General features: G+C 64.3%; 9 protein-coding genes. 2 read left to right on the top strand and 7 right to left on the bottom strand.

Translation table 11 applies throughout. The features are described from left to right. Nucleotides 1-97 precede the first annotated feature (97 nt). The 4 genes from J4P02_RS00255 to J4P02_RS00240 form a co-directional block, all read right to left on the bottom strand. A complete protein-coding gene (locus tag J4P02_RS00255; RefSeq protein WP_426186345.1) occupies nucleotides 98-3,190 on the bottom strand; it encodes an MdtB/MuxB family multidrug efflux RND transporter permease subunit in 3,093 nt (1,030 codons plus the stop codon). Continuing rightward, nucleotides 3,187-4,518, bottom strand: a complete 1,332-nt coding sequence (locus J4P02_RS00250; protein WP_426186342.1) for an MdtA/MuxA family multidrug efflux RND transporter periplasmic adaptor subunit — start codon at nucleotides 4,516-4,518, stop codon at nucleotides 3,187-3,189. Before J4P02_RS00250 ends, J4P02_RS00255 begins: the two co-directional genes overlap by 4 nt. 178 nt (nucleotides 4,519-4,696) lie before the next feature. Next, nucleotides 4,697-5,197, bottom strand: coding sequence for a thiol peroxidase (gene tpx, locus J4P02_RS00245; RefSeq protein WP_426186339.1), 501 nt, complete (start codon nucleotides 5,195-5,197; stop codon nucleotides 4,697-4,699). A gap of 230 nt (nucleotides 5,198-5,427) precedes the next feature. Beyond that, nucleotides 5,428-6,105: a type 1 glutamine amidotransferase domain-containing protein gene (locus J4P02_RS00240; protein WP_426186336.1), complete on the bottom strand. Its 678-nt coding sequence runs from the start codon at nucleotides 6,103-6,105 to the stop codon at nucleotides 5,428-5,430. A gap of 530 nt (nucleotides 6,106-6,635) precedes the next feature. Between J4P02_RS00240 and J4P02_RS00235 the strand changes: the two genes are divergently transcribed. Together J4P02_RS00235 and J4P02_RS00230 are read left to right on the top strand one after the other, a co-directional pair. Then, entirely contained in the window at nucleotides 6,636-8,273 is a 1,638-nt protein-coding gene (locus J4P02_RS00235) for a molecular chaperone DnaJ (RefSeq protein ID WP_426186333.1), read from the top strand. Then, a complete protein-coding gene (locus J4P02_RS00230) occupies nucleotides 8,270-9,247 on the top strand; it encodes a DUF3829 domain-containing protein (protein WP_426186330.1) in 978 nt (325 codons plus the stop codon). Before J4P02_RS00235 ends, J4P02_RS00230 begins: the two co-directional genes overlap by 4 nt. A 37-nt stretch (nucleotides 9,248-9,284) precedes the next feature. On the opposite strand, the gene J4P02_RS00225 is transcribed toward J4P02_RS00230, so the two are convergent. The 3 genes from J4P02_RS00225 to J4P02_RS00215 form a co-directional block, all read right to left on the bottom strand. Further along, nucleotides 9,285-9,956, bottom strand: a complete 672-nt coding sequence (locus J4P02_RS00225; protein WP_426186327.1) for a DUF3313 domain-containing protein — start codon at nucleotides 9,954-9,956, stop codon at nucleotides 9,285-9,287. 273 nt (nucleotides 9,957-10,229) lie between these two features. Continuing rightward, nucleotides 10,230-10,724 (bottom strand): DUF934 domain-containing protein, encoded by a 495-nt coding sequence (locus tag J4P02_RS00220; RefSeq protein ID WP_426186324.1) that lies wholly within the window; start codon nucleotides 10,722-10,724, stop codon nucleotides 10,230-10,232. After that, on the bottom strand, nucleotides 10,721-12,394 hold the full coding sequence (locus J4P02_RS00215; protein ID WP_426186321.1) for a nitrite/sulfite reductase: 1,674 nt from the start codon (nucleotides 12,392-12,394) through the stop codon (nucleotides 10,721-10,723). The genes J4P02_RS00220 and J4P02_RS00215 overlap by 4 nt, the downstream gene beginning before the upstream one ends. Between the last annotated feature and the right edge of the window lie 78 nt (nucleotides 12,395-12,472).

The raw sequence follows: 12,472 nt of genomic DNA, 5'->3' as shown, positions 1-12,472 counted from the left end.
CTGCAAGAGAAAAGCGGGATCAGCGCACGCTTTTGCTTTTGCTTGTGCTGTTGATCCAGCTTGCAGCTAGTAGCTTGCCGCTTGCCGCTGACGCCCCTCACACCACTTCTCCTACGGCAGGCTTGGCAAATCGGCGGCCCAAGCGGTCGAAGTACAAGTAGATAACGGGCGTCGTGAACAGGGTCAGCACCTGGCTCACCAGCAGGCCGCCCACCATCACCAGGCCCAAAGGCTGGCGTAGCTCGGCGCCGGAGCCGGTGGCCAGCATCAGTGGCACGGCGCCGAACAGCGCCGCCAGGGTGGTCATCAGGATCGGCCGGAAACGCAGCAGCGCCGCCTGGTAGATGGCCTGCTCCGGGGCCATGCCCTGGTGGCGTTCGGCGTCGAGGGCGAAGTCGATCATCATGATCGCGTTCTTCTTGACGATGCCGATCAGCAGGATGATGCCGATGATCGCGATCATGCCCAGGTCATTGCCGCTGAGTATCAGCGCCAGCAAGGCCCCCACCGCTGCCGAGGGCAAGGTGGAGAGAATGGTGATGGGGTGGATGTAGCTCTCGTAGAGCACGCCGAGCACGATGTACATGGTCACCACCGCCGCCAGGATCAGCAGCAAGGTGCTCGACAAGGAGGCCTGGAAGGCTTCCGCGGCGCCCTGGAAGCGGGTCTGCACCCCCAGCGGCATGCCGATCTGTTGCTGCACCTGCTCGATCACCTGCACCGCCTCGCCCAGGGCCACCCCCGGCGCCAGGTTGAAGGACATCATCACCGCCGGGAACTGGCCGATATGGGCGATGGCCAGTTGCGCCTGGCGCTCTTCCACCCGGGCCAGGCTCGACAGCCGCACTTGCCCGCCATCGGTGGTCTTGACGTGAATCTGCTCCAGGGCCTGGGGCCCAATGCGCTCGCCGGCCTGGGCCTGGAGCACTACCCGGTACTGGCTGGCCTGGGTGTAGATGGTGGAGATCTGCCGCTGGCCGAAGGCGTCGTACAGGGCGTCGGTGATATTCGACACCGACACCCCGAGCCGCGAGGCGGCGTCGCGGTCGATCACCAGGTACACCTGCAGGCCCTTGTCCTGCAGGTCGCTGGCCACGTCGGTGAGTTCCCGGCGCTGGGCCAGGGCTTCCAGCAGGCGCCCGCTCCACAGGCTCAGCAGCTCGGCATCCGGCGACGACAGGCTGAACTGGTACTGGGTACGACTGACCCGGTCCTCGATGGTCAGGTCCTGCACTGGCTGCATGAACAGGCGGATACCCAGCAGCTTGTCCACTTCGGGCTGGAGGCGTGCAATCACCTTGGCCGCGCTCAGGTCGCGCTCGCTGTGGGGCTTGAGGTTGATCAGCAGGCGGCCGCTGTTGAGGGTGGCGTTGTCACCGTCCACGCCAATGTAGGACGACAGGCTTTCCACCGCCGGGTCCTGCAGGATGATCTTGGCCAGGTCCTGCTGGCGCTGGCTCATGGCGGCGAAGGATATCGACTGCGGCGCCTCGGAAATGCCCTGGATCACCCCGGTGTCCTGCACCGGGAAGAAGCCCTTGGGCACCACCAGGTAGAGAAATACGGTCAGGCCCAGGGTGCCGATGGCCACCATCAGGGTCAGGAACTGGTGCTTGAGTACCCACTGCAACTGGCGCCCGTAGCTGTCGATCAGCCAGTCGATCCAGGCCCCGCTGGCGCGGTAGAAGCGCCCCTGCTGTTCGGGCTTGGGCTCGGGCTTGAGCAGTCGCGCGCACATCATCGGGGTCAGGGTCAGGGACACCACCAGGGAAATCAGGATCGCCACCGCCAGGGTGATGGCGAATTCGCGGAACAGCCGCCCTACCACATCGGCCATGAACAGCAGCGGGATCAGCACCGCGATCAGCGACAGGGTCAGGGAAATCAGGGTGAAGCCGATCTGCTTGGCGCCCTTGAGCGCCGCCTGCAAGGGGCTGTCGCCCTCCTCGATAAAGCGCGCGATGTTCTCCAGCATGACGATGGCGTCGTCCACCACGAAACCGGTGGCGATGGTCAGGGCCATCAGGGTCAGGTTGTTCACCGAGAAGCCAGCCAGGTACATCACGCCGAAGGTGCCGATCAGCGACAGCGGCACGGCGATCGATGGAATGAGGGTGGCGCTGGCCCGACGCAGGAACAGGAACGTCACCATCACCACCAGGGCAATGGCAATCAACAGCTCATGCTGCACGTCACGCACCGAGGCGCGGATGGTCTGGGTGCGGTCGGTGAGCACGGTCACGTCCAGGCCCGCCGGCAGGTTGTCGGTGATGCTTGGCAGCAGCGCCTTGATCCGGTCCACCACCTCGATCACGTTGGCCCCGGGCTGGCGCTGGATATTCAACAGCACCGCTTGGTTCTGGTTGGCCCAGGCCGCCAGGCGCTCGTTCTCGGCGCCATCGACGATCTCGGCGACATCCTTCAGGCGCAGCGGCGCACCGTTCTTGTAGGCCAGGATCAGCTCGGCGTAATCCTTGGGCGAGGTCAACTGGTCGTTGGCGTCGAGCATCGAGACCCGGGTCGGGCCGTCGAAGTTGCCCTTGGGCTGGTTGACGTTGGAGGCGCCGATCAGGGTGCGCACGTCGGAAAGGTTCAGGCCGTTGGCCGCCAGGGCCTCGGGGTTGACCTTGATCCGCACTGCCTGGCGCTGGCCACCGGCGATGCTGACCATGCCCACGCCGCTGATCTGGGCGATTTTCTGCGCCATGCGGGTATCCACCAAGTCATTGAGCTTGGGCAGCAGCATGGTCTTGGAGGTGATGGCCAGGGTCAGCACCGGGGTGTCCGCCGGGTTGACCTTGTTGTACACCGGCGGCGCCGGCAGGTCCTTGGGCAACAGGTTGGTGGCGGCGTTGATGGCGGCCTGCACCTGCTGCTCGGCCACGTCCATATTGATGTCGAGGCTGAAACGCAGGGTCAGCACCGAGGCGCCGCCGGAGCTGGTGGAGGCCATCTGGGTCAGGCCGGGCATCTGCCCGAACTGACGCTCCAGAGGGGCGGTGACCGCGCTGGTCATCACGTCCGGGCTGGCGCCCGGGTACAGGGTCATGACCCGGATGGTCGGGTAATCCACCTGGGGCAAGGCCGACACCGGCAACAGCCGATAGGCGATCAGGCCGGCCAGGACAATCGCCAGCATGCTCAGGGTGGTGGCTACCGGACGGAGGATGAACAGCCGCGAGAAATTCATGCGCCGACCTTTTGCGCCTTGCCATCGGCCGGCTTGCCCTCAACCCCCGGGGCACTGGCCGAACCGGCCGGTTTGCCCTGCAGATGCTCGGTGGGGGTGGTGGGCACGGCACTGCTGTCGTTGACCACTTCCACTTCGCTGCCATCCTTGAGGCGGTCGATGCCTTCCATCACCACTCGGTCGCCGGCCTTGAGGCCGTCCTCGATCACCGTCGAGTCGCCATTGCTGGCGCCCACCTTGAGCGGGCGGATCTTCACCTTGTTATCGCCATCCAGGGCATAGACGAAGGTGCCGCTGGTGCCGAACTGGATCGCCGCCGAGGGCGCCAGCACCACGTTTTTCAAGGTGTCGGCCAGCAGCCGCACGTTGACGAACTGATTGGGGAACAGGCTCTGGTCGCGGTTATCGAAGCGCGCCTTGAACTTCAGGGTGCCGGTGGTGGTGTCGATCTGGTTGTCCAGGCTTTGCAACAGGCCGTTGGCCTGCAGTTTCAGGTCGCCTCGGTCCCAGGCTTCCACCGGCAGCTTGGCACCGCTGTGATAGCGCTTGAGCACGGTTTCCAGGCTGTTTTCCGGCAGGGTGAAGGCCACGCTGATGGGCTGGGTCTGGGTGATAATCACCAGCGCGGTGGTGTCGTTGGCCGCCACCAGGTTGCCTACGTCGAGCTGGCGCAAGCCCAGGCGCCCGGCGATCGGTGCGCGGATATTGGTGAATTCGAGGTTGAGCTTGGCGTCGTTGACCGCCGCCTGGTTGGTCTTCACCGTGCCCTGGTACTGCCCTACCAGTGCGGCGGCGGTGTCCAGGGTCTGCTTGGCGATGCTGTCCTGGGCGTACAGGCCGCGATAGCGCTCAAGGTCGACCTGGGCGTTCTTCAACTGCGCCTGGTTCTGCAGCAAGGTGCCCTCGGCCTGCAGCAGGGCATTCTGATACGGGCGTGGATCGATCTGCGCCAGCAGGTCGCCGGCCTTGACCATCTGCCCTTCCTCGAAGTTGACCTTGACCAGCTCCCCCGCCACCCGGCTGCGCACATTGATGGTATTGAGCGCGGTGACCGTGCCCAGGGCCTTGTAATAGAGCGCGAAGTCGCCCTGGGTCACCGGCTCGACCCGCACCGGGATCGGCCCGCTGGCGCCGCCGAATCCTGGCCGCATGCTGCCGCTGCGCCCGGTATGCCCGGTGGCGGCTTTCTGCTGGGCACCTTCCGAGTGGCTATTGCCGGCCGGCCAGAACTTCCAGCACAGGCCGGCGACCAGCAGCAGGACAAACAGGCCGAACAGCCAGCGACGGGAGTTGCGGGGGGCAGAGGATTGCATGGAGTGATCAACCATTGGGCGCGTGGGAGGCTTCTTTTGAGAAGGCTGAAAGATAAGCACTAGAGCGGTTTTAGCAAAGCGCCTTTACCGGCAATTTACTTTAGCCTGACGTTTCGGACAGTGGCGCTAAATTACTGAAGCACAAATAAAAACGGCCTGGACAGAGCCAGGCCGTGAACAATTGTAAAAGCTGTTACTTGAGTACGGCCAGCGCCGCGTCGTAGTTCGGCTCCTCGGCGATTTCCTTGACCAGCTCGCTGTGCAGCACTTTGTCGTTTTCGTCCAGTACCACCACGGCTCGGGCGGTCAGGCCTGCCAGGGGGCCGTCGGCGATGGCCACGCCGTAGTTCTCGATGAATTCGCGGCCACGCAGGGTCGACAGGTTCTGTACGTTTTCCAGGCCTTCGGCGCCGCAGAAACGCGCCTGGGCGAATGGCAGGTCGGCAGAGATGCACAGCACCACGGTGTTGGCCAGCTCATTGGCCTGGGCATTGAACTTGCGCACCGACGTGGCGCAGGTCGGGGTATCGACGCTTGGGAAAATGTTCAGCACCTTGCGCTTGCCGGCGAGGCTGCTCAGGGTAACGTCGGCCAGGCCAGCGCCCACCAGGGAGAATGCCGGAGCCTTGGAACCGACTTGCGGCAGTTGGCCGTTGACCTGGACCGGGTTGCCTTTGAGAGTGACTTGAGCCATGAACGGAGTCCTTCTAGAACGGTGATTGGAAACAGCGATAAGCAATTCTTGAGAGGCCGAAGTTAAGCATGAAACGCTGCGCCCACCTATGCCTGGGCGGATAAATTGTCCAACAAGCGGCGTTTGCGCCCCCTTCCGTAGGCGCGGGCCGGGCGGCGTTCCGCTTGCCCGCGAAAGCGTCATCCGCCACTGCACAAGGCTCAAGGTCCCCTTCACCGGCAAGCCGGCGCCTACAGATGCGCCAGCAGCAACTCCGCCACTGGCCCGCCGGACGCCGGGTTCTGCCCGGTGATCAGCCGCCGATCCTCCACGGCGAACGGCGCCCAGGGCGCTGTGGCCTTTTCATACAGGGCCCCGCGTTTGACCAGCTCGGTTTCCGTCAGGTACGGCACGTACTGATCCAGTTCGGCGAGTTTTTCCTCTTCATTGGAAAAACCTGTGACCCGCTTGCCGGCCACCAGCAGCGAGCCATCGCTGAGGTGGATATTCAGCAGCCCCACCGCGCCATGGCACACCGAACTGACATAACCGCCCTGCTCGTAGATCTGCCGGCTCAGGGCCTGCAGCTCGGCGTTATCGGGAAAATCCCAGACCACGCCATGACCACCGGCGTAGTAGATCGCCAGATAATCCTCGGCCTTGACCTGTGAGGGCTTCAGGGTGGCGCCCAGGCGCGCCATAAAGGTGCTGTCCTGGTACCACTGCCAATCGGTCTCGTCGGCCATGGCCAGGCTATGGGGATCGATGGGGGTATAGCCGCCCTTGGGGCTGACATAGTCCACCGCATATCCCGCCGCCTCGACCTTCTTCACAAAGTGCACCGCCTCCCCCAGCCACAGGCCGGTGGCGCGGTTCAGGGTCGGGTATTTGGCCACGCTGGTCAGCACCACCAGAATCTTCTTGCTCACGGCATGCTCCTCGACAATCGACAGGTAGAGACCGCGGCGTCGCTTGAGCCAAGGGCTCGCCAGAGCACGCCGCCAACGCCCGAAGAATAGGCGCCTTCAGGCATTGACCGGCAACCGCCGCAAAGGTGCAGCGACCAACCTGCCGAGAGGCGAAAAAGGGCCAGCCGGCAGGCCGACCACGCAGGCTGGAATAGCCTGCCCGAGACCGAAAAAGCGCTAATCCCCACAGACAAAATCAAATAAACAACATCATATAATCAATATATCTATATGTTTTATAACGATTTTATAAATCTAGAAATGAGATTAACTTAACCATGTATTTTGTATTGAAATAATTACAAGCAACCTTAACATCAGCCCTCTGCCAACCTTCTCGAGATCCGCCAGGCTCAAACCCTGCCCAGCCACTCAAACGGCAATCGGCGGCACCCTGGCAAGGGACTTTTTGCGCTGAAACAGGTAGGGTGCGCAGCCTGTCCGGTGCTCACCGGAATCCGCCACGGGTTTGCATGGAGTCGAACCACCCGATGAGTTGCTGGACCCTGCTCGGCCTGCCGGCCACCGACGACACCCGCGCCATCAAGCGCCACTACGCCAAGCTGCTGAAACAGACCCGTCCGGATGAAGATCCGGAGGCTTTCCAGCGCCTGCGCGAAGCCTATGAAGAGGCGCTGGAACAGGCCCAGTGGCTGGCCAGCGAAGACAGTGAGCAAGCACCGCAAGAACTCGCCGCCGACGAGGGCTGGCCTGGGCTGCTGGAACGCCTGCAGCAGACCCCTGCACAACGGGTGGCACCGCTGCTGGAAGGCATCCGCATCGAGGAGCTGGACCAGCGCTTTCAACAGGCCATCAGCCTCGACTGCCCGCTGGAATTCGAATTGGGCCTGCTGCGCCATTGCGTGGAGCGCCCCGAGCAATCGCATCAGTTGCTGGCCTGGGCCTTCGCCAACTTCCACTGGCTCACCGCCTGGCAACGCCTGGAATTGCCGGAATACCTCACCGACGAGCTGTTGCAGCAATGCCGGCAAGCCTTCGAACAACCGCTGCACGATGCCCTGGAGCGCCAGGACAGCGCGGCCTTTATCCAGCACTATGCACGGCGCTCGGAACTCGCCTGGCTGGGCAATCTGGACCAGGGCCAGTGGCTCAACCTGCGACTGGCGGCCCTGCTCCTCGACAGCCCCTACTGGCTGCCCGCGGTGTTCGAGGCCGTGTGCCAGGGCCAAGGCTGGCAACCCGGCCCCCACAATGCCTGCGCGGAGCTGGAGTGGGAGCGCCTGCTGGCCCGTCATGAAGCGCCGCAGTTCATTGCCCGGCAACAGGCCCTGGCCGCCGAACCACTGGCCAGCCCCGAGCAGCGCGCCGCCCACCTGCTGCTGGCACCTATCAGCTTCAACCAGCGCCGAGCCTTGGCCCGACGCCTGCGTAGCGACGACTGGGCGGCCTGCCGCCAGCTCAGCTCGCGACTGCATGCCAACCACCCCGACGTATCGGCGGCCATGCCCGGCGGTACGCCGTTCTTCTGGCGCGACTGGGAGTTCAGCTTCGACGCCTGGCCCAGCTACCTGGGCATTGTCCTGGCGTGCCTGGTGGGGGCGTTCGCCCGCTATGCGCCGCAAGGCAGCGGTGTGGCGGAAATCCTTGGGGTGACGCTGTTCTGGAGCCTGTGTTTCGCCGGCCCCGGCGCCCTGCTGCAATGGCTCTGGCAACCCCTGGCACACCGTTTCTGGGCCCGGGATCAAGCCCTCAGCGCGTGCCTGTTGCGCGGGCTCGACCCACAGCGCCAGGTGCTGATACTCCAGGACCTGCTGCCAGCCGCACTGCTGGCGGTTGGCCTGGGCTATTTTTGCGGCGCCGTCAGCGGCGCCAGCTATATTGCGGTGCTGCTGGCGGTGGCCGGTATCCGCCGCGGCGAGCGCAAGGCCCGGGCTTCCTGGGAGAAGACCAACCCGTGGTTGCGGCGCCTGCTGCTCGGCCTGGGCGCGCTGTTGCTGGTGGTGGGCCTGGGGTTGTTCAAGCTGATCAGCAACCAGAACACCCTGCAGCCCAACCAGGGCCTGCAGCCATGGAGTGAACGCCTGTGTTCGCGGCTACCGGCCACGGCCCCCGGCTGTACGATTCCCGCCACCGAACAACAGTGGTACCGCCAGGAGCCGCGCCCATGAACCCCAACTGGCTACTGCCGATTGGCATCACCCTGGGCCTGACCCTGATCGGCCTGGCCGGCGCCAGCAAACCCCTGGGTCAACTCGACCTGTGGCTCGACCAACAAGACAGCCCGCTGACCGCCCAGGCCAATGCCCTGGCGCCGATCATCGACTGCCTGAACCAGGCCGACGTGCCCTTGCGCCAAGCGCACCAGGCCTACCAGGACCAGGGCGCGCCACGGGAGCTGGCGCCCGCGGCCTACGACATCAGTTCCCCAAGCGGCCTGGATCTGGAGACCACCTACCGCTCCTCTTGCGCCTCCCGGATCACCGACAAGCTGCGAGCCCTGGACCCGCAGAGCCCGCTGCTCGCAGCCACGGAGCGCTACCTGGAGGTGCTCGGACGCTTCAGTACCCTGACCCGCGACTCGCGCATGCAGCGCATGGGCTTTGGTCGCGATCTGAACGAGGCCCAGCTCGATCAGTTGGTCAGCCAGTTGCAGAGCCTGACCCCGCAATACCTGCAAGCCGCGGATGCCGTGCGGCAACTGCTGCTGCCTCTGGATATCCAGCCCCGCGCCGCCCAGTTGCAACAGCTGGAACAACGCCTGGGACGCAATGCGCAATGGGCGCTGCTCAACTACATGATCCAGGCACGCAGCACCGTGGATCAGTTGGATAGCGGCCTGCGCCAGGGCAGCCTGACCCCGGCGCAACTGGCCGAGGCCACCCGCGCGCTGCGCCAGGCCTGGGATGCCCGGCAACAGTTCCAGCGCATCGGTCAGCCAAGCAAGGACATAGAAGAAGCGCTGTATCTCTGGCACCTGATCGAAGCGCCCAGCCAGGAGTACCTGACGGCCCTCGAGCAGTTGCACCAGGATTGGCAGCAACACGCCGCGCCGCAACGCCTGAGCCTCGACTTCCTGGCCGTCACCCGGGGCTACGACAAGATCCTGTGGCACTACAACCAACTGGCCCGCAACCAATACTGAGCGACTGGCTGCGGGCCAGCAGGGCTTGCGACTCAGCTCAGTGTTTCTTCAGCAGCAGGTAGGACTGGTGCAGGTCCGAGGCCCAGCCATCGATGACGTTCTTCACATCGGCCGGCTGCATCACCTGGGTATCGTTGGCCAGGGATTTGCCATTGCCCTTGCGCACCACCTCGGCCACCACCTGGTGATTGCCACCGTCGAGAAACGCCGCTTCGGTGCCCAGGGTGGTTTGCTGGTCGCGAATGCCGGTGGCGGTGCTCACCGCCGCGGCCACCAGGGCCACCGGGATGATTTCATAGGGTTGCAGGCTTTCGGTCTTGCTGCTCACCGCGGTAATCGCCGCCCGCACCACTATCACCCCGGGCCCCGGGCCTTGCGCCAAGGGCATGGATTTGCTCAGTTCACGCTTGAGGGCCTCGTCGTAGTAGCGGGTGATGCCGGTCAGGGTGCCCTGGGGGATCTTCACCGTCGGTTGCGGCTGCGGATAGAACTGGGTGGGTTCGATATACACGCTGGTGTAGCGATCCAGCTTGAGCTTGGGATCGATCCAGCGCATCACCGGCACCCCGGAGGGCGACTTGGCTTCCTTGAGCTGGCTGTAATCCTGGAGAAACCCGGAGTATTCCTCCGGCTGGGTCACCTTGCTGGCGCAGCCCAGCATCCCGAATGCGGCCAGGCACAGCGTACCGAGGGTCAGTGCTAGCTTCATATGTAACTCCTTTAGGCGAGGCAGCCAGAAACTGGCTGAAGGAGTTACAGGTATAGCCAAAAGGCCGGGACAAGGGGTTAATGCCAATCAATTAATGGCAGCGCTGTACTTGTGGCGAGGGAGCTTGCTCCCTCGCCACAATTTATTTTTGCTCGCCTTAACCTGCCGTAGGAGCTGGCTTGCCAGCGAAGGCGCCCGCCAGAGCGATGCATGACTCAGGGGCCTGTTCGCCGGCAAGCCGGCTCCTACGTTACGGTGGGTGGTATGGGATGCCTAGCGCCGACGGAACAGCGGCCGCGGTTCGATCACCGAGCGGCCATAGAGCACGCTCATTCCCGCCAGGCCCTTGAGGGCGTCCTGGGCGCACTTGTCCTCGCGGATGGCGAAGCTGTCGAAGCCGCACTGGCGCATATGGCTCAACTGGTCGCGCAGCACATCGCCAATCGCCCGCAACTCGCCCATCCAGCCCAGGCGGGTGCGCAGCAGGTAGGCCTGGCTGTAGCCCCGGCCATCGCGAAAGCTGGGAAAGTCCACCGCCACCAGAGGCACCAGCTTGAGCCAGGGCTTGAGGCTTTCCACTTCATCGTCCGGGCCAATCCATACGCTGTCGCGGGCCGGATAATGCTCGATGCGGCGCATTAGCCAACGGGCCAGGGGCAGAATCAGCGGCCCCTCTGGCAAGGGGTCGTCGACCCCGCGCACCAGGTTCCAGGCATCGTCTTCCACCAACTGGGCCTCGCCCTCGTGCAAACGCAGCAGGTTGTTCATGCCAGCACCTCCGCGACCTTGGGGTAGACCTTTTCCTTGAACGGCTCCAGGCCGATGCGCTGCAGGGTATGCACGAAGGCCTCGTCGCTTTCGCGGTAACGCACGAAGGTGCCGATGATGCGCTCGATCACCTGGGGAATTTCCTCGGCGCTGAAAGACGGGCCTATCACCTTGCCCAGGGCGCTGTCCTTGCCCTGGGCGCCGCCCAGGGTCACCTGGAACCACTCCTCGCCGCTCTTGTCGACCCCGAGGATGCCGATATTGCCGATGTGGTGGTGGCCGCAGGCATTCATGCAGCCGGAGATATTCAGGCTGATGTCCCCCAGGTCGTGGAGGAAGTCCAGGTTGTCGAAGCGCTCCTGGATGGCCAGGGCGATAGGGATCGAGCGGGCATTGGCCAGGGCGCAGAAGTCGCCGCCCGGGCAGGCGATGATATCGGTCAACAGCCCGGCGTTGGCATTGCCCAGCCCCGCCTCGCAGGCCAGGGACCAGAGCTCGAACAGCTGCGCCTTGGGCACATCCGGCAGCACGATATTCTGCTCGTGGGCGATGCGGATCTCGCCAAAACCGAACTGCTCGGCCCAGTCGGCCACCGCCTCCATCTGCACTCCGGTGACATCCCCGGGCGGTGAAGCTGGCCCGGGTTTGGTGGACAGCACCACGCTGGTGTAGCCCGGCACCTTGTGCGGCTGCACATTACGCGCCACCCAACGGGCGAAGGCCGGGTACTCGGCCAGGCGGCTGCCGTGCTCCAGGTCGATATCGCCCTGGCGCTCGTAGATCGGCGGCACGAAGGCACTGGCGACCCGTTGGTATTCGTCCTCGGTGAGCTGCGCCGGGCCGTCCTTGAGGTGCTGCCACTCCTCCTCCACTTCCTTGGCGAAAGCCTCGATGCCCAAGGCCTTGACCAGGATCTTGATCCGCGCCTTGTACTTGTTGTCGCGCCGGCCATGGCGGTTGTAGACCCGCAGCACCGCCTCGACATAGGACAGCAGGTGCTGCCAGGGCAGGCCCTCGCGGATCTGCTGGCTGAGGATCGGGGTACGCCCCAGGCCGCCGCCCACCATCACCCGCAGCAGCATCTGGCCGTCGGCGGCGCGGTACAGATAAAGGCCGATGTCGTGCATCATGATCGCCGCGCGGTCCTGCTCGGCCGAGCAGATGGCGATCTTGAACTTGCGCGGCAGGAACAGGAATTCCGGGTTGATGGTGGACCACTGGCGCAGGATCTCGGCCAGGGGCCGCGGGTCGATGCACTCGTCGGCGGCCACCCCGGCAAAGGCTTCGGTGGTGATATTGCGCACGCAGTTGCCGGAGGTCTGGATGGCATGCATCTCCACCTCGGCCAGACGCTGCAGAATGTCCGGCACCTGGGCCAGTTCGATCCAGTTGAACTGCAGGTTCTGCCGGGTGGTGAAGTGGCCGTAGCCGCGGTCGAAGTCGCGAGCGATGCTGGCCAGGGTGCGCATCTGCCGCGAGCTCAGGGTGCCGTAGGGAATCGCCACCCGCAGCATATAAGCGTGCTTCTGCATATACAGGCCGTTCTGCAGGCGCAGGGGCAAGAACTCCTCCTCGCTCAGCTGGCCACCCATAAAGCGCCCGACCTGGTCGCGAAACTGCGCCACCCGCTCGAACACCAGGGCCCGGTCATAGTCGTCATATTGGTACATGTGCTACCTCATCAGAAACGGTCGTGCTCTACGGCGCGTGCGGTGAGGGGCGACTATGCGCTTGCAGCGCAGAGCGTT

Source organism: Pseudomonas sp. NFXW11 (assembly GCF_049887815.1).
Classification (GTDB): domain Bacteria; phylum Pseudomonadota; class Gammaproteobacteria; order Pseudomonadales; family Pseudomonadaceae; genus Aquipseudomonas.
Note: the sequence above shows the minus strand (reverse complement) of the source record. Positions and strands in the feature narration are given on the sequence as shown.